Origin of the sequence: Paenibacillus sp. FSL R7-0179 (genome assembly GCF_038002265.1) — a bacterium.
GTDB lineage: Bacteria > Bacillota > Bacilli > Paenibacillales > Paenibacillaceae > Paenibacillus_AQ.
Genome location: NZ_JBBOCC010000001.1, coordinates 347,047 through 367,647, shown reverse-complemented (window position 1 = coordinate 367,647; position 20,601 = coordinate 347,047). Strand labels below are relative to the sequence as shown.

The window sequence follows — 20,601 nt, the reverse complement described above, 5'->3', positions numbered from 1 at the left end:
CAGTTTAGTTCAGGTAATAAAGGGTTTTTGACGGCGGGTATAGAACACTAATAGAATATAAGGATACAATATATCCGTTCAGCTGTTATCCTCCCCGAATAACCCGTATTCATCCTGTCTAGGCATTTCTTTAGGGCTACATCATTTCATTTCATTACACTTCACAGCATCACTCATTCAACCTAATTTATTACATGTTCCATTACCCATAAGTCAAGGAGGCTCTTCCATGAAGAAAAAAGAGATGGTAGCCATGCTATTGGCGGGAGGCCAAGGGAAAAGATTGAAAGGATTGACTAAATCAATTGCCAAACCGGCTGTTTATTTCGGAGGAACGTACCGGATTATCGACTTCCCCCTGAGTAACTGCTCGAATTCAGGCATTGATACCGTGGGTGTGCTGACACAATATGAACCGCTGGTGCTGCATTCGTATATCGGAGTCGGCAGCGACTGGGATTTGAACCGTAAGGATGGCGGCGTATTCGTCTTGCCTCCGCATGAACGGGAGAACGGAAGCAGCTGGTACCGGGGAACGGCAGATGCCATTTACCGCAATCTGAAGTTCGTGGACCAGTTCGACCCGGAGCATGTGCTGATCCTGTCGGGAGACCATATTTACAAGATGGATTATCATGCCATGCTGCAATATCACAAATCCAAGAACGCGGACTGCACCATCTCGGTCATTGACGTTTCGCTGGAGGAAGCAAGCCGCTTCGGCATACTGAATACAGAAGATGACCTGAAGATCTATGAGTTCGAAGAGAAGCCTGCCAAGCCTAAGAGCACACTTGCTTCGATGGGTGTATATATTTTCAAATGGGATGTTCTGCGCAAGCATCTGCTGGAGGACGGAGAGAACGCCGGCTCCTCACATGACTTCGGCAAGGATATCATCCCGATGATGCTGGATGAAGGCCAGTCCCTTTACGCTTATCCATTCGAAGGCTACTGGAGGGATGTAGGTACGGTTGACAGCCTGTGGGAAGCGAATATGGATCTTCTGAGCGATACGCCTCCGCTGAACCTGAATGATACCGGCTGGAGAATCTTCACCCGCAATCCGAATCAGCCTGCACAATATGTGGCGCCGGGAGCCAAGGTGTCGAGCTGCATTATTAATGAGGGCTGCATCGTGCATGGCGAGGTGAAGCACTCCGTTCTCTTCTACGGGGTAGAGGTGGGCGAAGGCAGTGTCATTACCGATTCTGTCATTATGCCCAAGGTGAAGATCGGCAAGAACGTGAGAATTCACAAGGCGATCATCAGTGAGAACACGGTCATTGAGGATAATATGGAAATCGGCGCCGACCGGGAGAATGAGAACGAAATTCTGCTGATCGACAAACGAAGCAAGAAGCTCAAATCTGTAGCAGCCAAAACCATATAACCACAAGAGGGCGGGGGATTAACGATGAAAGAGCTTATGGGCGTAATTAATCTTGATCATGAATTGGATAATCTAAATGAATTGACCTATTTCCGCTGCGGGGCAGCGGTCCCATTTGCCAGCCGTTACCGGCTGATCGATTTCGTCTTGTCCAATATGATGCGTGCGGAGCTGGAGAGCGTTGGGCTGTTCGTCCGCCGCAAGTACCGTTCACTGATGGATCATCTCGGCGACGGCAAATCGTGGGATATGAACCGCAAGCATGGCGGATTGTTCATCCTGCCTCCGGACTGGAATGACCCTACAGATACCTCTCTGGGTGATCTTCAGCATTATCATAACAATCTGGATTTCTTCAAAAGGGCTTCGGCCAAATACATCGTCTTCTCCGGCAGCCAGCATATTAACACGGTGGATCTGCAGGACCTCTATCAGTATCACCTGGAGCAGGGTGCGGATGTAACGATGGTCTACAAGCAGATTGACGAGCTTCAGCCGGAGCATGACCCGTGCCTGCGGGTCGAGCTTAATGACGATAACATTGTGACGAATATTCACCATGAGAAGCATCACCCGAATGTGTATCTGGACATCTTCATTATGGAGAAGAAGCTGTTCCTGGAGCAGGTGGAGCATTGCATCGCTCATGGCGAGAGCTATTTCTTCCGCGATGCCATTCAGAAGAACCGCCACAAATTCAAAATCTCCGCCTATGAATATAAGGGTTACCATGCCGTGATCAATTCGCTGGAGAGCTACTATAAGAACAGCCTGGAGCTGCTGAAGCAGGAGAATTACTTCGGCCTGTTCAAAGAGAATCCGGTGCAGACCAAGATTAAATACGAGGCGCCTACCCGTTATCTGGACAGCTCGTCGGTCAGCAACTCGCTGGTAGCCAACGGCTGTGTCATCGCCGGGACGGTGGAGAACAGCGTTATTTTCCGGGGTGTACAGATTCGTAAGGGTGCCAGAATTATTAATTCTGTGATTATGCAGAAATGCGTCATCGAAGAGAATGCCGTGATTGAGAATGTGATCATGGACAAAGATGTGCATCTCAGCAAAGACCGGATTCTCGTTGGAGACAGCAGGCGTCCATTTGTCATAGCCAAGAGCAGCAAGATATAATATCTGGATCAGAGGAAATGTGCCGCTAGGGGCATTTCTTCTGATCCAGTGTTGTAATAGGCATTATTATCAACCAATACATGCACCCTGTAAGGAGGAACCTGCTGTTGTTCAACGATAAAGAGACTTTCAAACAAGTGTTCCGTGAGAAACTCATCGGGAAATTAGGCAAGCCGCTGGAAGAAGCTTCGAACGCTGACATTTATAATATTCTCGGCAACATGATCCGCGAGAATGCCGGTAAGGACTGGGCGGACACCAATCAGAAGTTCAAGATCGATAAGGATAAGCAGGTATACTATTTCTCCATGGAATTCCTGATCGGCAGGCTGCTGGGCAATAACCTGCTGAATATGGGCGTGCTGGAGGTTGTCCGCGAGGGTCTCGCGGATCTGGGATTCTGTCTGCAGGATATCGAAGAGGTGGAGGCCGATGCGGGTCTTGGCAACGGGGGCCTGGGCCGCCTTGCCGCTTGCTTCCTGGATTCGCTCGCTTCCCTGCAATATGCAGGACACGGCTGCGGCATCCGTTATAAATACGGCTTGTTCGAGCAGAAGATTGTAGACGGCTATCAGGTGGAGCTGCCGGATTACTGGCTGCAGAATGACAACGTGTGGGAAGTCCGCCGCGAAGATAAGCAGGTAGAGGTGCACTTCTGGGGACATGTGGATACCCGCTGGGAGAATGATGAGCTTGTATTCGAGCACAAGGATTATGAAGCCGTACGGGCGGTTCCGTATGATATCCCGGTGATCGGTGCAGACCGCAGACATGTCAACACGCTGCGGAACTGGAGTGCCGAGTCCATCACCCAGCCATCGAGAGTCTTCGGCACTCAGGGCGGTACGGATTATCACAAGTTCCTGGAATACAAGCGTTCGGTGGAATCCATCTCTGAATTCCTGTATCCCGATGATTCCCAGTACGAAGGCAAGCTACTTCGTCTGAAGCAGCAGTACTTCATGTGCAGTGCCGGCCTGCAGAGTATTATCCGGACCTTCGCCAAGACAGGCCTGCCGATTGACAGCCTGCCTGACAAGGTAGCCCTGCATATCAATGACACTCACCCTACGCTGGTGATCCCTGAGCTGATGCGCATTCTGATGGATGTCTATAATCTGGGCTGGGATCAGGCCTGGAGCATGACTACCCGGATGGTGTCGTATACCAACCATACCATTCTGAGCGAAGCCCTGGAGAAGTGGCCGATCAGCATGGTCAGAGAGCTGCTTCCGCGCATCTTCCTGATTATTGAAGAGATTAACGCCCGCTTCTGCGGCGAACTGATGAGCAAATATCCCGGAGACCAGGACCGGATTAATCAGATGGCGATCATCCACGACGATCAGGTACGGATGGCACATCTGGCGATTGTCGCCAGCCACAGTGTGAACGGTGTAGCAGCGCTGCATACGGAGATTCTGCAAAAGCGTGAGATGCGGCTGTTCAATGAGATGTATCCGCACCGCTTCAATAACAAGACCAACGGCATTACGCACCGCCGCTGGCTGCAGCATGCCAATCCCGGGCTTGCCGGACTGATCAGCGAGTCGATCGGCACCCGCTGGATGCATCAGCCGCAGGAGATGATCGGACTGATCAAATACAGTGAGGATGCCTCCTTCCAGGAGCAGGTGGCTGCCATCAAACGCCGCAACAAGCTGCATCTGGCTGAATATATCACGAAAAAACACGGTATTGCGGTAGATCCCGACTCGATCTTTGATGTACAGGTCAAGCGCCTGCATGCCTATAAGCGTCAATTGCTGAACGTGCTTCATATTATGCATTTGTATAATCAGATCAAGGATAATCCATCCATTAATATCGTGCCGCGGACCTTCATCTTCGGGGCCAAGGCTGCTCCGAGCTATCATCTGGCCAAGCGGATCATTAAGCTGATCAATACGGTGGCTGATGTAGTCAACAAAGACCCGGACATTAACGGGAAGATCCGGATCTTCTTCCTGGAGAATTATTCGGTATCGCTGGCGGAGAAGATTATTCCGGCCGCTGATGTCAGCGAGCAGATCTCCACGGCGAGCAAGGAAGCCTCCGGTACCGGCAACATGAAGTTCATGATGAACGGTGCGCTGACGATTGGAACCATGGACGGGGCTAACGTGGAGATGCATGAGATGGTAGGGGACAATAATATGTTCCTGTTCGGTCTACGGGCGGAGCAGGTACTTGATTATTACCAGTACGGCGGATACCACGCCCGCGATATCTATAATGGCGACGGCCGGGTAAAAGAGGTCTTGGATCAGCTAATCGTCCCTGGTCCCTTCAGCTCCCATGCCCAGGAGTTTGATACGCTCTTCCAGTCGCTGATTGACAACAACGACGAATTCTTCGTGCTTAAGGATTTCGCCAGCTATGTGGAGACCCATGTCAAGATTGACCTGGCTTACCGGAACCAGAAGGAATGGCTGAAGAAGTCGATCATCAATATTGGCCATTCCGGCAAATTCTCCAGCGACAATACGATTAGCCGCTACGCCGCCGAGATCTGGCATATCGATCCGATCCGGCTGTAACACCATAGGTACGGGCTGCAGCTTCATAGCCGCATGTCCGGGTGGTGTAATCAGAACAGCAAAAGCCGCTCCATCCAGGGATCATTCCTGCGGTGGGGCGGCTTCTTTGATTAAGAATTGATATGTTTTGGGGTCCCCGCAAAGCACCTGAGTCATCATCAAAGCTAAGCTCCACTTTGCGGGGTTATTTTGAAAGATAAGAATTTATATGCTTTGCGCTATAATTATCCTTCTCTTTCTCGCTGAAACGGTACCGTCCTTTAAAAGGACGGCAATGCCGTTTCCACTTGCGGTTCAGGACTTACTTGCTGCTGATGACGAAGGCTAGCCTTAGAGCACCTCGGATACCATGGCTGCGAACCGTTCGAGGAAGCGGCGCTCCTCGTCGTCGAAGCGGTGCTTAAGCGGGCTGTCGATATCCAGTACGCCATAGAGGGTGTCCCCTTTGAGCAGCGGAACAACGATTTCACTGTTGGAGGCAGCATCGCAGGCAATATGTCCGGGGAAGGCATGAACATCGCCGACCACTAGCGTGCGGCGTTTAGCGGCTGCTGTTCCGCAGACACCGCGGCCCAGCGGAATCCGGATGCAGGCCGGAAGTCCCTGGAAGGGGCCGAGCACCAGCTCTTTGCCGTCAAACAAGTAGAAGCCGGTCCAGTTGGTGTCCGGCAGAGAGAGCTTTAACAGCGCCGAAGCGTTGGCCAAGTTGGCAATGGCGCTGGGTTCACCCTCCATCAGTGCCCCGAGCTGGCTGAGAACGGCTTCGAACCGTTCGCTGCGGGTGCCATCATAAGGCATGGCTTGAAACATGAAGCATCACCTTCCTGTACCTTGAGTCAGTATGAATCCCATAACTGTTAACTATCAAGATAGTACAGGGAAGCGCGATACGTCAAGTACAATCAAGGATTAACAGGTTTTCCCGCTTAGTGGAAGAAGAGGAAGAAGTAAGAACCCTGGAAGTGAGGATGTTTCCGGGAACTCAGGGCAGGGTAATGCTTTTATAAATACAGCAGGCTAGTAGCCAGAAGGAGTGAAATATGCGCGCCGACGTACAGAACTTGTTTATTGGAATCCATATGCTATATTGTGCACATGAGAAGGATCTGACACTAACGGAAATGCTGCCGGAGCTGGAGAGCCTGGGGTACCGGGTGGCGGAGCGCGAAGTGAAACAGGAGCTGGAACGGCTGACCCAGGAGAATTTCCTCACCGCCCATGGCGACGCTTATAGTGTCACGGGAACGGGAATCGAAGAATTCAAAGCTATTCAGGCCAAGCTTGGCGTGCTGTGCACCGAGGTGCTTAAGCCGGTTAAGGCAGCGGGTGCTTCAGGTTAATTCTGAATGCTGCTGCACGGAATATAACATAACACTTGGGTATAAGGTACAGCGTCTGACCGTGTGGCGGGAAGCCATAGGGTCAGACGCTGTTTGTGATGGATAAGCGGGAGTGACAGGTAAACGCGCCGCCCGGGCAGAATAAGATGTATACTGGTAGGGTTGAAAGGGGACGGGGACATGTATGTGTGCGGAGGGGTTATCCCGGAATTAAGCGGACGGAGGGTGCGTCTGCGGGCGATGCTGCCTGCGGACGCGCAGGCGCTGTTCGGGATTTGGAGCCATCCGGCGGTAGCGCCCTGGCTGGATGGCCCGCCTCTGTCCTCTGTGGAGGATGCAGAAGCACTGATTGCCCTGCTGGCGGAGTGGGCCGTGGAGGAAGAGAGCCTGCGCTGGAGCATCCTGGACCCGGAAGGCAGTGTCATCGGTAGCTGCGGCTATAACCACTGGCAGCTGCAAGGCGCTTACCGGGGAGAGATCGGCTTCGAGCTGTCACCGGCAGCCATGCGTCAGGGGTATATGCGGGAAGCCCTGGAGCTGGTGCTTGCGTTCGGCTTCCAGAGCATGGGGCTGAACCGGATGGAAGCCCTGTGCCATCCGGACAACCTTCGCGCAGAGCGGCTGCTCACGGGACTTGGCTTCCGGCAGGAAGGGCTGCTGCGGCAATACCGGCATACGGCATCCGGCTATCAGGATGTAGTGATGTATTCCCTGCTGCAAGGAGATACGGGCGTAGAAGATAGAGCAAAGAGAACATAGAGAACATAGAGAGAAGGTATGGATTCATTGAGTTCACTGGGGGAAAAGCAGCGGAAGTTAATATTGACAGGCGTACTGCTGGCAACATTTCTGGCAGCGATTGAAGGGACGGTAACGGGTCCGGCGGGTCCGGCTATCGTAGGGGATTTTCAGGGGATGCAGTGGCTGAGCTGGATCTTTACAGCTTATCTGCTGGCGATGGCAGTGACCACGCCGATTTTTGGCAAGCTGAGTGATCTGATCGGGAGGAAGCCTGTGTTCATAGGCGGCGCTGTAGTCTTCCTGGCAGGCTCGCTGTTATGCGGAGTCTCGCAGAGTATGCAGCAGCTGATTATTTACCGGGGTATTCAAGGGATCGGTGCCGGGGCACTGATTCCGATGACTTTTACCATTATCGGAGATATCTACAGCCTGAAGGAACGGGCGAAGACGCAGGGGCTGCTTAGCTCGGTGTGGGGGATTTCTTCGCTGGTCGGACCGCTGCTAGGCGGTTATGTAGTTGATTATTTAAGCTGGCGCTGGGTATTCGTGTTCAATCTGCCGTTCGGCCTGCTGTCGATTATCTTCATCTCACGGTACCTGAAGGAAGAGAAGGTCCGCCGTAAGACGAAGATCGATGTAGCCGGAGTGCTGCTGTTCGCTGCAGGGATGGGAGCGCTGCTGTTTGGCCTGACAACTGGGGGTCAGAGTCTGCCTTGGACTTCTCCGCTGCTGCTGGCCATTCTCCTCGCGGCTGTCCTGCTGCTGGTGGTGTTCCTGGTCGTGGAGCGCCGGGCCGCCGAGCCCATGCTGCCGCTGGAGCTATTCTCCATCCGTAATATTGCAGTCTCTACAGGTGCGAATCTGCTGGTCAGTACGCTCATTATCGGGCTGTCTACGTATGTTCCGCTGTGGGTGCAGGGTGTATTCGGCAAAAGTGCCGCGCTCTCAGGTCTGCTCCTGGCGCCGATGTCAGTCGGCTGGATGCTGGGCTCCATTGCGGGCGGGCGGATGATTCTGCGTGCAGGCACGCGCCGCACGGGGATGCTCGGCCTGTTGCTGATAGTTATCGCGGCTGTGGGGCTTACGCTGATGAATGCAGACTCCTCGCAGCAGCTGCTTCTGGTGCTGATGCTGTGCTGCGGGGTGGGCTTCGGCTATGCCTCGACCGTCTTCACCATTATCGCCCAGTCCTCGGTGCAGCATGAGCAGCGCGGTGCGTCTACTGCACTGAACACCTTCACCCGCTCACTCGGGCAGACCGTCGGGGTGGCGATCTTCGGCTCGTGGCTGAACTTCAGTATTGACCGCAAGCTGGCGGAACAGCCTGAAGCTGCCGCCTCCGGCGCAGATATTAACCAGCTGCTTAACCCGCATAGCGGAAGCGTGCTGCCCAAGGAAGCCTGGAGCAGTCTGCAAGGTGCGCTGGAGGGCGGTCTGCACTCCCTGTTCATCGTAATGGCGGTGTTCGCTGTGATCTCTCTGGTGATCTCGGTGCGTCTTGACCAAGGGGTGCCTTCCATACAGGAAGCAAGCATACCGTCGAAGCGTTAAGCTATAAATTTTATTCGGAAAAAACGCTCCTTTGGGCATGGATGGCGGACCTTCCATTTACCAAATGAGCGTTTTTTTTGAAAGCATACAACCGAATACAATGGGCGGGTACGGGGCATATGGACTAAAGCAGGTACACGGCCCGAATGCGGTACGTTCACGCAGCGTCCACCCGGGTGCTTACGTTAATCCTGCTCAAAACAAAGGGTTGTTCCAAGCAGCCAGTTCATGCTCTTTGGAACAACCCTTATTCTGATAACCGGCCAGATTAGTGAATAGATTCACAATCCCCGATTCCTCAACTACCCTTATTTGCGCGGGAGCGGGGAGAGCTTCTCGGCCTGCAGGCCCATCTTCTTCAGCAGCACAATCATCTGTTCCTTCTCTTCGTCGCTGAGTCCGCTGAAGGCCAGATGCAGGCGCTCCGAGTACTTCGGATACATCTCGTTCATCAGGCGTTCGCCCTCTGTAGTCAGCTCGGCAAAAATAACGCGGCGGTCACTTGGGCAAGGCTTGCGCTGCAGGTAGCCGCGTTCTTCCAGCTTGTCGATCACATAAGTAACGTTGCCGCTCTGAAGCAGCAGCTTGGCACCGATCTGCTGGATCGGCTGCGATCCTTTGTAATAGAGAACCTCCATGACTGCGAAGGCGGTCGGGTTGAAGCCTTCGATCTTGCTGCCGGTTACAGCATGCTCATTAATGCTCTTGAAGGACTTGGCAAAAACTCTGTACAAATGCAGGGTCAACTGAGTATCGCGTTCATAGGATTGTATCATGCTTCTCCACCTCTATTGTTAATCGTACGGGGTTATCCGCACGGTTTGGAATACTTGCTTCCTGATATCTAGTTTTACAATACGTCAAACAAAGATTGAAGAACATGTCATTTGTCACAATAAGCACACTTTTAATAATAAAAAATTGAACAATCTTTTGAAGGTGCATAAAAAATGTATACCTGCACGAAATTTGAAGTCAGTCACTGGTTATCCGTATAATGAAAGCTACAGACCGGGGGACAGGTGAAGGGTGAAAATTATTGCAGCAAAGGCTCGTCTATGGTGCTATGATCGCATTATATTTAATGATGATACAGGGGATGGAGATAGAGATGGAAGAGACAGAAGGCTCAGAGGAACAGAAGGCTCCGAAGCAGCCGGAGGACCGGCTCAACAACTATTACGATGACGATGATGACTACGATGAAGAGGATACCGTGCTTGATGTGGTGATTGAGGAAGCGGGCTATGAGGCAGGCGACATCCGTATCTCAGGAATCTCCTTCCAGGTGCGGAAGGGCGAGCTGCTGGGACTGATCGGACCGAACGGGGCCGGCAAAAGCACTACAATCAAGACGCTGCTTGGTCTGCTGAAGCATGCCAAGGCCCGGGTGAAGCTTGGCGGCGAGAACCAGTCCTACGCCTACGTACCGGAGCAGCCGGTATTCTACGAGGACCTTACGCTGTGGGAGCATCTTGATCTGGCTGCCGCTGCCTATGGCTTAAGCTATGAAGCCTTCGAGTCCACGGCCGAACAGCTGCTGGTACAGTTCAGCATGACCCATGTGCGGGATGATCTGCCGGCGGGCTTCTCCAAGGGGATGAAGCAGAAGATGATGCTCATGCTTGGCTTCCTGGTACAGCCGGATGTCTATATAGTGGATGAGCCGTTCATCGGGCTTGATCCCAGGGCGACCAAGGATTTCCTGCGCCTGCTGGAGGCGGAACGGGAACGCGGTGCCGGAGTGCTGATGTCCACACATGTTCTGGATACAGCGGAGAAAATCTGCGACAGCTTCATTCTGATCTCCGGAGGCAAAATTGCCGCCGAGGGGACACTTGCGGCGATACGCGGGGAAGCGGGGCTGCCGGAGGGATCGCTGTTTGATTGCTTCGACGAATTAACATGAGCCGGAATTCATTTGCGTTCCCGGCTGCAAGAAATCTTTTAAGACGAAGACTGTTCTCCCATTTCCGGGAGCAGACTGCTATTATCCGTACGGCTGTAGACTGGACAGTACTGCTGTATATCCTCATCCCGGGGGGCTTACTCGGCGGCCGCTTCTATTATGGCTACTGGAACGGCAATCTTCCGGGCTGGTTCAGCCATGTACCCTTTGTGGTCGTGCCTTCGCTGCTGGCTATTCTGCTGGCTACGGGAGGCATCGTGCTGCTGCTCCAGGAAGGGGATCTGCTGTTCCTGCGGCAGCGGCAGAACTGGATCAGCACGATCCTCAAGGGCGGCATGGTCTATAGCCTAGCGGTAACTGCGCTGAAGATGGCGGCGGTGTACGTCATTCTGCTGCCGTTTCTGATCCGCGGCTATGAGCTGAGCGCGGCAAGCGCCTATGGCCTGCTGGCGCTAACGATAGCCTGCAGCTGGGCCGTTAAGCTGCTGGGCCATATCGTCAAGGTGCAGCGGCAGGGCTTCCGCCGCCGGCTGTGGCTGATCCTTGCGGTGGCCGTACCCTGCGGGATCTACCTGCGTCTCGCGCTCTTCTGGAAGGACAGCCCGGCCCTTCTGTTCCTTGCGGCTGCCGCCTACGCGGCAGTGACCGTCCTGGCCTTCAGAGCCCGCCTGCGCTTGCGCGGCACGTTCATGAATGATGTGCGCGAAGACTACAAGCAGCGGATGAGCATTGCAGCGATTCTGCTGCGCCGTGTGCTGGATAAGCCGCGCCCGACACGCTACAAGCCCTGGATCTTCCGCAAGTCACAGCCGCTGCTGGCTTCGAAGTTGCCCGAGAGCCGCTTTGCCGCCGCAGGGATAAAGGCGATGCTGCGCAATCCGGCCCATCTCAAGCTGTATTTGCAATTCACCGGGGTGTCGCTGGTAGCCATTCTTATTGTGCCTGTAGTACTGAAATGGCTGCTGTACGCCACCTTGACATGCCTGATGGCCTACTGGCTGACCTCCTTCTGGAATCTGTTCTCCGGGGATGATTATATCGGCATTCTGCCGTTCACCAAGGCGCAGAAGGCGGACGCCGGTTCCAAGGCGATGCCCATTCTGCTGACGCCCTTCGCCGTCCTGTGCTCCGCTATGGTCTGCATTCCGGCCTACGGCTGGTGGGGCCTGCTGATCTTTATCCCTGTCGGGGCTGCCGGCGGAATCTGGATCGGCCGTATATTCAGTGTCATAAAGTTTGCAAGATAACAGCAAAGAGCCTTCCTCCGTAAGCCGGGGAAGGCTTTTTGCTGTTCCGGCTGTTCCGGCTGTCACTGGCAGCATCCGGGATGCTCTCGGATCACAGGCCAGACAGAAGCTGACTATCTGCGCTGCTTATCAGCCTTATTGCTCCGCCGCATGCTTGCCGGCCGTATAGCCGGTGGAGAAGGCAGCGGTAATATTATAGCCGCCGGTATACCCGTGAATATCAAGAATCTCACCGCAGAAATAGAGGCCTGCGGTCAGCTTGGACTGCATAGTCTTGGGGTCGATTTCCTTGAGCGCAACTCCCCCGCCGGTCACAAAGGCTTCCGCCAGGGAACGAGTCCCATGAACCTGAACGGGCATCCGCTTCACCAGGGAAGCCAGCGCCCCCAGGCCAGTTTTGGGCAGATGATGGCCTGTAATCTCCCCGTCAAGCCCACCCTTCGCCAGCAGCAGCGGGATCAGGCGCTCGGGCAGGAGTCCCTTCAGCGAGTTGCGGATAGCCTTCTTTGGCTCCAGATCGAGCTTATTCTGGAGCATAGATTCCGCCTCCTGGAGGGACAGGTCCGGGAACAGGTCGATGGACATCTCCACGGTATCGGTTCCCGACTTCTGCTGAACCTGGCGCAGGAACTGGCTGCAGCGCAGCGCAATCGGGCCGGACAAGCCGAAGTGGGTGAAGAGCATATCTCCCCGGTGGGAGATCACCCTCTTGCCCCTCAGATTCCAGACGGTAAGCGTGACATCGCGGAGGGACAAGCCCTGCAGCTCCCCGGATTTGATCCACGGCTCCCGGGAGAGAATAGGGACTTCAGTCGGGAACAGCTCCGTGATCGTATGTCCGGCAGCGGCAGCCCAAGGGTATCCGTCGCCGGTAGAGCCCGTCTGCGGCACTGACTTGCCTCCGGTGGCGATGATGACAGCCTTCGCACTGAAGGCTTTGCCTGACTCCAGGCGGATGCCCCGGACGGCTCCTTCCCCGTAGAGAACCTCCCGGACCGGGCTGTCCGTCATGATCTGCACGCCAAGGCTCCGCACTTTGCCGATCAGAGCGGATACGACGCTTGCGGCCTTGTCCGATACAGGGAACATCCGCCCGTTATCTTCCTCCTTCAAGGCGATGCCCAGTCCCTCAAAGAAATCTATAATATCCCGGTTGTTGAAATGGTCAAACGAGCTGTATAAAAAACGGCCGTTGCCCGGAATATGGGCGATCAGCTCCGAGGTCTCCTTTATATTGGTAACATTGCAGCGCCCGCCGCCCGAAATCCCCAGCTTGCGGCCCAGCTTCGCCCCTTTGTCGATCAGAAGTACAGACGCTCCGTGTCCGGCTGCGGCTACGCTGGCCATCAGCCCGGACGGACCGCCTCCAATGACGATTACATCATAGCTATTCATTCATTTGCTCCTTTTGCTTATTGCGACACTCTATTAACGGCATCATACCATTCCAGGCCGGGTGTAGCCAGGTCCAAAATGTCGAAACCTGATTATCGTTGTCAGGAATGCGCGGGTATGCTTTAATCTAAGTGGAAAAGGAATTTTAACCAATATGAGGAGTGATTGCAATTATTTATGCGGTAAAGGATATTTTATTGCAAATATCGGCTGCCTGCATGTTCCTGTTTCTTTTTCAGTGGAGGCTGGACCGGGGCGATCCCCTACGCCGGAATATCAGGTTCCCCGATGATCATACCTTTCTGATGATCTGCTGCGCGCTGGGCATTACGCTGTGCATGGCCCTATCGGCTACGATGTTCGGAGTGGTCTATTTGAATCTGGCGGTTCTCCCGGCCTATCTTGGGATTTTATATGGCAACCTGCCCTCCAGCGTGTACCTGGCACTGTATTTCTTCTTCTGTACTGCATTATTCTGGGTGCCGTCAGGAATAGAGCATCTTTTCTTGAATACAGGGGTGCTGATGTATCCGCTGCTCTTCGGTATGTCCGGACTGTTCAAGAAATCCGCGATTCCCGGCAAAATCGGCATTCTGTGGGGCGCGCTTTTTCCGAGCATGCTGTTCATTGTCATTGTACCGAATATGCAGGGCCGGAGCATCCTTAATATCCATCCTGCTGAAGCCGCCTTGGCCGGGCTATATGCCTTGACGGTCTTAATTCTGGGCGCCTTGTTTATCATCTATATCGATAAGGCGTGGGACAAGCTGCAAGTCAGGATACAAATGCAGGGGATCTCGGAGAAATTCCAGTGGGAGTCGGAGAAGCTGCAGCAGATCACGAATGTGGTTCCGCTGAATATTATGGAATTCGATGACAACGGGTATGTGACAGAGCTGAATGAATACATGCTGAGCCTGATGCAGCGTCATTGCCCCCTGTTGACCAGAGAGATTATTTTGTCCAGTCCGGCCAGTGAGCTCTTCGGCAAAAGCATGGATGAGGCCGCCCTCACCCGGTTACATGAGGTTCTGCGCAGCAGGCAGCGTTCCAATACCAAGATCAGGGTTGATTCGATGACCTATCATATTTTTACTGCGCCGCTCCAGCATGAATCGGGGCAGCCGGGCGGAATCGTCATGATTATTCAGGATTTGACGGAAGAGGAGAAAATCCGCAATGAGCTTGATAATGTCGAGCGTCTGTCGCTGGTGGGGCAGATGGCTGCGGGAATTACGCATGAGATCCGTAACCCGATGGCGGTAGTACGCGGCTTCCTGCAGCTGATGCGGGAAAAGAGCCCGGAGGACCTCCACTCCTATTATCATATTGTCATGGAGGAGCTGGACCGGGCCAACAGCATCATCAATGACTTTCTGTCGCTGGCACAGACCCGTGTATCGGACAAGGAGCCGTCCGGGCTCCAGCCTATTCTGGAGGAGCTTGCGCCGCTGATCTGGGCGGATGCCAATCTCCGCGGCCAGAGCGTGGAGCTGAAGATCAGCCCGGCCATGCCGCTGCTGCAGCTCAATGTCCGGGAGATCAAGCAGCTGATTCTGAATCTGGCCCGCAACGGGATGGAGGCGATGGAGGCCAAGGGCGTGCTGACGCTGGCCGCCTGTGAGCATGAGGATACCGTGCTGCTGATGGTTACCGATACCGGAGGCGGCATGCCCCAGAGCCAGCTGAATCAGCTGTTCACCCCGTTCTTCACCACTAAGAGCCAGGGGACAGGCCTTGGCCTGCCGCTCTGTCTTAGTATTGCGGAGCGGCATAACGGAACGATCCGGGTGGAATCGGAGGTAGGGACCGGGACCTCGGTCATCGTTACTTTTCCGGTAGAGTCCAGAGAGGAAGCGCTCAAGAGCCCTGTATATATGTAGCGGACTAAAAGGGGAAGAGGCCCGTTTCGGGGCTATGCAGCGGCAGGCTGGAGCAGGCTGCTTCTCTTGCTTTCGCAGAGTATGTATGTATAATAAAGTTAGCAAGTAGTGCTGGAACGCGGTAACGTTATCCGGGTTCTGACCTTATCTCAATTCAAGTGATGAAGGAGAGTGCAGAGAAATGTCCATGTCTTTTAATCAATATATGAGAGATTCTATTCAACCTATGCGCGACGATCTGACAAGCATCGGCTTTCAGGAGTTATTGACCCCGGAGGATGTGGAAGCAGCCCTTCCGGCAGCCAAGGGAACTTCGCTGGTCGTTGTTAACTCCGTATGCGGCTGTGCCGCAGGACAGTGCCGTCCAGGGGTAGCGCAGGCGCTGCAGAACGAGATTCTGCCGGATCACCTGTTCACCGTATTTGCCGGTCAGGAGAAGGAAGCTACCGCCAAGGCGCGTGAATATTTCGCACCGTATCCGCCATCTTCCCCGTCCATCGCCCTGATGAAAGACGGCGAGCTGGTTCACTTCATCGAACGTCACGGTGTGGAAGACCGTTCGGCCGCCGAGATTGCTGCGGAGCTGAAGGAAGTTTTTAACCGCGTGTGCCAGTAATATTGTCCTGCAGCCTATGGGCTGCAGCATGAATATGTAATGATCCCGCATCAGCCAGCCGTCAGCCGGAGGCTTGGCTTATGCGGGATTTTTTTCTAATGTTAAGGATAGGGATTACAATTCTAAGAAACGGGGTGGTCCTGTGAGTCTGCAGGAAGAGATTATTGCTACGCTTGGAGTGAAGCCGGTAATTGATACGGATGCGGAGATACGTAAGCGTGTGGATTTCCTGAAAGCGTATGCGCTTCAGGCAGGGGCCAGAGGTCTGCTGATTGCAATTAGCGGTGGGGTGGACAGTGCGGTGGCTGCGGGTCTGTGCAAGCTGGCTACGGACGAGCTGACGGCGGAGGAAGGCAAGGAGTATATGACACTCGGGGTGTTCCAGCCTTACGGGGAGCAGGAGGATATTGAGCACAGCTATGCGGTGGCCCGGGCTTTTGAGCTGACCCATACGGTGGAGACCAATATTGAAGAAGCGGTGAACGAGATCGCCCTGGAGGTCGAGCATAGCCTGAAGGCCCTGGGACAGCACAAGCATATCACCCATCAGGGCAAAGGGAATGTAAAAGCGAGAACGCGGATGGTGATGCAGTATGCGCTTGCTTTTGAGAACAATCTGCTGGTGGTGGGTACCGATCATGCTTCTGAAGCCATTACAGGATTCTATACGAAGTGGGGCGATGGCGCCGTCGATATAACACCGCTGTCATCCCTGAACAAACGGCAGGTGCGGCAGCTGGCTGCGGCGCTTGGCGTGCCGGCGGATATCGTAACCAAAGCGCCGACGGCCGGACTCTGGCCGGGCCAGACGGATGAGACAGAGCTTGGAATCACCTATGAGGAGAACAGCGATTATCTGGAAGGGAAGACCGTCAGCCCTGAAGCGGCTGAGAAGCTGGAGCGCTTCTTCCGGAGAACGGCGCATAAGCGCGATCGTATTCCGGGGATCTAAGCAGGTTATGCCGGGGCCGCCGGAGCGCTGCGTTTGATGCAGACGCTCCGGCGGTTTTTGTTCAAATATAAGAATTTATATGCTGCACACGATACATTATCCTTCTATTTCTCGCTGAAACGGTACCGTTCTTTACAAGGACGGCAAAGCCGTTTTCACCTGTGAAAGCAAGAATCTGAATGGTCTGGGCTCCTCCAAGGCAGTGGGCTGGTGCGAAGGTGCATGGGCCGGATATATGCGGAAAACCGAACACATTCTCAATTAGGCAGCCATGTATGTGGGACTAACTATAAACTATGCTGTTATTCTACCAGCACCCGGTCGATGAATTCTCTGGTAGCGGATATCGCCTGTTCTAACTGGGGGGTTGTTCCGGCAAAAGGATGAACGGTGCCAAAGGTATGATTTCCGCCGGGAATCTGCACCCATTCAATATCCGGCCGCAGCCGGATCAACTGCTCGGAGCCGCGCCGCAGATGCTCGCCGTCCTCACTGCCTTGAATCAGGACAACGGGGAAGCGGGCCTGCTTCATCCGCTCTAGAATCTGATAACGCTCCGCCTGCTGCTCAAGGTCCTCTATAAGGATGGCATCCAGCGGCATTTGCTGTCCGGTCCGGCCGTTGAGCACGTGGGTCCGGCCCTTTTCCCGCATTTCCCTCTTCTGCTGCTCTGTGAACAGATCCAGGTTAGTGATCCCGTTCCAGGAGATGACCCCGGTGATTTCTCCCGGATGATCCAGTGCGTAGAGGAGCGAGTCGCCCCCGCCGCGGCTATGCCCTAGCAGGAAGAGCGGGAGGCTGCCGAACCTGTGGTGCTGGCTCAGATAAGAGAGCAGGATCTCCATATCCTTGATCTCGCGCTGGTAGGTGTTGCGGGCGAATTTGTCCAGCTCGGTGAAATTCTGCAGATCCTCGCCGATGCCGGCATGGGAGAAGTTGAAGGTGATTACTTCATGCTCGCCGCTGAGCGCCTGTGCCGTATACGGGAACATCCCCCAATCCTTGAAGCCTTTGTAGCCGTGAGCGATAACTATCACACTGCGGGCCTCTCCCTGGGCGGGAAAATGGGAACAGCGAAGCACTGCATCCTCTCCTGCAGGTAATTCAAAATTACGGGACATAAGGTATTCTTCCTTTCCTGGATATCTTGGAACTTCTTGTTTTACCTTAATTGCTGGATTTACCTGATATGTGTGTTTAGGTGTATTAGACTTTCAGTTTTTTTTCTTTTAAGATAGCAGAAAGCTGACGCTAAGACTATTATTAATAATACTTGGTCAAGATGCTGACAGCCTTCACTGTTACATGAGATCTGTGGAGTCCTAGCAAGATCATATCATTAGACGCAGGGTAAGGATAGAAGGTAATATAAGAGGGTTAAGGAATGCTGAGCCAGGAGAGGTGTGGGAGTGTGATCTACGGAATCGGGCATGATGTGCTGGAAATCGGCAGGGTTGCCGGGATAACAGAGGGCAGCCTGGGCGGCCGGTTCTCCCGGAGAATTCTGACCCGGCAGGAGCTGGCGCTGGCCGCAGGCAAAGGCGCAAAGACAGCGGAATTCATCGCCGGGAGATTCTCGGCCAAGGAAGCGGTTGTGAAGGCGCTCGGCTGCGGAATCGGGCAGATGGTGGGTTTTCAGGACATTGAGATTCTGCCGGATGTACTGGGCAAGCCAGTAGCCATACTGTCGGAGGAGGCCTGGTCCCGGCTGGGTCTGCCGAAGGAGGAGTATGTTATTCATCTCACTATTACGCATAGCCGCGGGCTGGCCTCGGCCTTCGCGGTGGTAGAGCGGATACCCGGTTACCGCCTGTAATTATATCAATTGAACGGCAAGGAGAATAGCGATGACCACAGATGAGAAGCACATAGAAGCGCAGCAGGAAGCCAAGTTATTCTTCAGCCGGTTCCTGCTGGAATGGTACCACCTCCAGAAGCGGGACCTGCCGTGGCGGCGCCACCGCAACCCGTATTACATCTGGATCTCAGAGATTATGCTGCAGCAGACCCGGGTAGATACGGTAATTCCTTATTTCAACCGTTTCATTGAGCAATTTCCAACCGTGGAGGCGCTCGCAGATGCACCGGAGGAAGAGGTGCTGAAGTGCTGGGAGGGACTTGGCTACTACTCGCGTGCCCGGAATCTCCAGCATGCCGCGAAGCAGGTCAAGGAGCTGTACGGGGGACAAGTGCCGGATGACCGCGATGCCGTATTCGGCCTCAAGGGCGTAGGCCCGTATACAGCCGGTGCTATTCTCAGCATCGCGTTCAACCGGCCGGAGCCGGCGGTGGATGGCAATGTGATGCGCGTCTTATCCAGGTATTTTTTGATTGAGGATGACATTGCCAAGGGCCCGACCCGTGTGAAAATGGAAAAGCTCGCTGCCGAGCTCATCCCCGAAGGGGAGGCGGGCAGCTTCAATCAGGCGCTGATGGAGCTTGGCGCGCTCATCTGCACGCCGAAATCGCCGCGCTGCCTTCCGTGCCCGGTGATGGAGCACTGCGCCGCGCGGCTGGCGGGCTGCGAGGCCTCGCTGCCCGTCAAGACCAAGGCGAAGCCGCCGCGTCCGGAGGAGCGGCTGGCCGCCCTTGTCGAGGGCCGCGGCGAGCACGCGGGCCGGGTACTGATCCGGCAGCGGCCGGCTAGCGGGCTTTTGGCCCGCATGTGGGAGCTGCCGCACTGGCCTGCGCCGCCTGCTGAGGCCGGCGGCGCGCGCGGTGCGCTGCTGCCGGAAGCGGCAGCGCTGGACCGGCTGCGCCGGTCCATGAGCCAGGCCGGGATTCATGCCCGGCCTGAGGGGCACTGGATGGCTGCGGAGCATACATTCAGCCATATTGTGTGGACCCTGCAGGTGTACCGCTGCAGGGAAGAGGCGGCGCTGCCGCTGGCAGCGGAGAGCCGCGCCGTGTACGGAGCGGCGCCTGCGGGGCGCGGCGACAGCCCGCTGGGCGCTGAAGCGGCACATGCGGAGCGTGTGGCTGCGGCGCTGGGGGCACAGCCAGCGGAAGACGCACCGCTGGCGCTGTTCGACAGCGGGGATGCCGCAGCCGATGCGGCAGACAGCGGAGCACAGCGCTGGATCAGCCGCGAGGACATGAAGAATTACGCCTTTCCGAATGTGTTCCTCAAGCTGCTGAACAGCTATTTCGATGAGCAAGGGATGTAGACTCCCAGCCACCGCTGTGATGCTGTTCCCCGCTGTGCCAGTCCACCGGGATATGAGCAGCACTGCTGCCGGTTGCAGTGTAAAGATTAGTATGTTTATTGCTAAACGGGGGTACTTCTCTCATCCTCTCATCAACGCTGCAACGGCTGCCGTCCTCTTAAAGAGAATGCCGCCGCTTCCGTGTGCTGTTGAGCAAATGTGGGGGCATCGGATGTGGACAAACTGAAATTATAAATTACCTGACCTCAACAGCCGAAAGTATAGTATATGTGCGCCACTAACTAAAGTAAGCCGCATGGCACAATCAAAGGGATAAATCCCATTGAATGTGCCGAAAGTGGAGCTGCATGGCACAATCAAAGGGATAAATCCCATAGAATGTGCCGAAATTGAGTCGAATGGCGCAATCAAAGGGATAAATCCCATTGAATGTGCCGAAATTGAGTCGAATGGCGCAATCAAAGGGATAAATCCCATTGAATGTGCCGAAAGTGGGCCGCGCGGTGAAATTAGAGGGATAAATCCCATTGAATGTGCCGAAATTGAGTCGAATGGCACAATCAAAGGGATAAATCCCATTAAAAATACTCAAAGTAGGCAGCAGGCCTAAATGAGGAGCACAAATGCCCCTGAATTGGCCCAAAGCGGGCGGTGGAGTAAAATGAGTCCAAAATACCCCTGAATTCGCCGCGCCCACCCCCTCGCATCCTGCCAACTCTAACCGCTCTGCCCTATCTCC

The 20,601-nt window shown here is 54.5% G+C and carries 18 protein-coding genes; 14 read left to right on the top strand and 4 right to left on the bottom strand.

The annotated features are described in order from the left end of the window. Positions 1-229 precede the first annotated feature (229 nt). The 3 genes from MKX63_RS01490 (at position 230) to MKX63_RS01480 (ending at position 5,061) form a co-directional block, all read left to right on the top strand. A complete protein-coding gene (locus MKX63_RS01490) occupies positions 230-1,393 on the top strand; it encodes a glucose-1-phosphate adenylyltransferase (RefSeq protein ID WP_341014793.1) in 1,164 nt (387 codons plus the stop codon). Positions 1,394-1,417: 24 nt separating this feature from the next. Continuing rightward, positions 1,418-2,521: a glucose-1-phosphate adenylyltransferase subunit GlgD gene (gene glgD / locus MKX63_RS01485; protein WP_341014792.1), complete on the top strand. Its 1,104-nt coding sequence runs from the start codon at positions 1,418-1,420 to the stop codon at positions 2,519-2,521. Between the two features lie 107 nt (positions 2,522-2,628). Further along, positions 2,629-5,061 (top strand): glycogen/starch/alpha-glucan phosphorylase, encoded by a 2,433-nt coding sequence (locus tag MKX63_RS01480; protein WP_341014791.1) that lies wholly within the window; start codon positions 2,629-2,631, stop codon positions 5,059-5,061. Positions 5,062-5,391: 330 nt separating this feature from the next. On the opposite strand, the gene MKX63_RS01475 is transcribed toward MKX63_RS01480, so the two are convergent. Continuing rightward, the gene (locus MKX63_RS01475; protein ID WP_341014790.1) at positions 5,392-5,871 is read right to left on the bottom strand and encodes a GAF domain-containing protein; all 480 of its coding nucleotides are present in this window, start codon (positions 5,869-5,871) and stop codon (positions 5,392-5,394) included. A 230-nt stretch (positions 5,872-6,101) separates the two neighbouring features. On the opposite strand from MKX63_RS01475, the gene MKX63_RS01470 reads away from it, so the two are divergent. From MKX63_RS01470 to MKX63_RS01460, 3 genes are all read left to right on the top strand, one after another. Next, positions 6,102-6,401 (top strand): hypothetical protein, encoded by a 300-nt coding sequence (locus MKX63_RS01470; protein WP_341014789.1) that lies wholly within the window; start codon positions 6,102-6,104, stop codon positions 6,399-6,401. A gap of 180 nt (positions 6,402-6,581) precedes the next feature. Continuing rightward, positions 6,582-7,160: a GNAT family N-acetyltransferase gene (locus tag MKX63_RS01465; protein ID WP_341014788.1), complete on the top strand. Its 579-nt coding sequence runs from the start codon at positions 6,582-6,584 to the stop codon at positions 7,158-7,160. Positions 7,161-7,178: 18 nt separating this feature from the next. Continuing rightward, entirely contained in the window at positions 7,179-8,693 is a 1,515-nt protein-coding gene (locus tag MKX63_RS01460) for an MDR family MFS transporter (RefSeq protein ID WP_341014787.1), read from the top strand. Positions 8,694-9,001: 308 nt separating this feature from the next. Here MKX63_RS01460 and MKX63_RS01455 read toward each other — a convergent pair whose 3' ends face one another. Beyond that, positions 9,002-9,469, bottom strand: a complete 468-nt coding sequence (locus MKX63_RS01455; protein WP_340757330.1) for a MarR family winged helix-turn-helix transcriptional regulator — start codon at positions 9,467-9,469, stop codon at positions 9,002-9,004. Positions 9,470-9,804: 335 nt separating this feature from the next. Between MKX63_RS01455 and MKX63_RS01450 the strand changes: the two genes are divergently transcribed. Both MKX63_RS01450 and MKX63_RS01445 read left to right on the top strand, forming a co-directional pair. Beyond that, positions 9,805-10,602 carry an ABC transporter ATP-binding protein gene (locus MKX63_RS01450; protein WP_341014786.1) on the top strand — a complete coding sequence of 266 codons (798 nt, stop codon included), beginning with the start codon at positions 9,805-9,807 and terminating at the stop codon, positions 10,600-10,602. Next, positions 10,599-11,849 (top strand): ABC transporter permease, encoded by a 1,251-nt coding sequence (locus MKX63_RS01445; protein ID WP_341014785.1) that lies wholly within the window; start codon positions 10,599-10,601, stop codon positions 11,847-11,849. Before MKX63_RS01450 ends, MKX63_RS01445 begins: the two co-directional genes overlap by 4 nt. Positions 11,850-11,984: 135 nt before the next feature. Here MKX63_RS01445 and MKX63_RS01440 read toward each other — a convergent pair whose 3' ends face one another. Further along, positions 11,985-13,244 carry a BaiN/RdsA family NAD(P)/FAD-dependent oxidoreductase gene (locus tag MKX63_RS01440; RefSeq protein ID WP_341014784.1) on the bottom strand — a complete coding sequence of 420 codons (1,260 nt, stop codon included), beginning with the start codon at positions 13,242-13,244 and terminating at the stop codon, positions 11,985-11,987. A gap of 161 nt (positions 13,245-13,405) precedes the next feature. Here MKX63_RS01440 and MKX63_RS01435 point away from each other — a divergent pair, with 161 nt between their 5' ends. From MKX63_RS01435 to nadE, 3 genes are all read left to right on the top strand, one after another. Continuing rightward, positions 13,406-15,127 (top strand): ATP-binding protein, encoded by a 1,722-nt coding sequence (locus MKX63_RS01435; protein ID WP_341014783.1) that lies wholly within the window; start codon positions 13,406-13,408, stop codon positions 15,125-15,127. A 181-nt stretch (positions 15,128-15,308) separates the two neighbouring features. Next, the gene (locus tag MKX63_RS01430) at positions 15,309-15,743 is read left to right on the top strand and encodes a BrxA/BrxB family bacilliredoxin (RefSeq protein ID WP_341014781.1); all 435 of its coding nucleotides are present in this window, start codon (positions 15,309-15,311) and stop codon (positions 15,741-15,743) included. Positions 15,744-15,885: 142 nt separating this feature from the next. Then, positions 15,886-16,695, top strand: coding sequence for an ammonia-dependent NAD(+) synthetase (nadE, locus tag MKX63_RS01425; protein ID WP_341014780.1), 810 nt, complete (start codon positions 15,886-15,888; stop codon positions 16,693-16,695). A gap of 302 nt (positions 16,696-16,997) precedes the next feature. Here nadE and MKX63_RS01420 read toward each other — a convergent pair whose 3' ends face one another. Beyond that, positions 16,998-17,816 (bottom strand): alpha/beta hydrolase family protein, encoded by an 819-nt coding sequence (locus MKX63_RS01420; protein WP_341014779.1) that lies wholly within the window; start codon positions 17,814-17,816, stop codon positions 16,998-17,000. Between the two features lie 290 nt (positions 17,817-18,106). On the opposite strand from MKX63_RS01420, the gene acpS reads away from it, so the two are divergent. The 3 genes from acpS to MKX63_RS01405 all read left to right on the top strand — a co-directional run bounded on the left by acpS (position 18,107) and on the right by MKX63_RS01405 (position 20,472). Next, positions 18,107-18,511, top strand: coding sequence for a holo-ACP synthase (acpS, locus tag MKX63_RS01415; RefSeq protein ID WP_341014777.1), 405 nt, complete (start codon positions 18,107-18,109; stop codon positions 18,509-18,511). 31 nt (positions 18,512-18,542) lie between these two features. Then, complete coding sequence (gene mutY, locus MKX63_RS01410; protein ID WP_341014776.1) at positions 18,543-19,862, top strand: A/G-specific adenine glycosylase; 1,320 nt, start codon at positions 18,543-18,545, stop codon at positions 19,860-19,862. 322 nt (positions 19,863-20,184) lie between these two features. Beyond that, positions 20,185-20,472 (top strand): hypothetical protein, encoded by a 288-nt coding sequence (locus MKX63_RS01405; RefSeq protein WP_341014775.1) that lies wholly within the window; start codon positions 20,185-20,187, stop codon positions 20,470-20,472. Positions 20,473-20,601 lie beyond the last annotated feature (129 nt).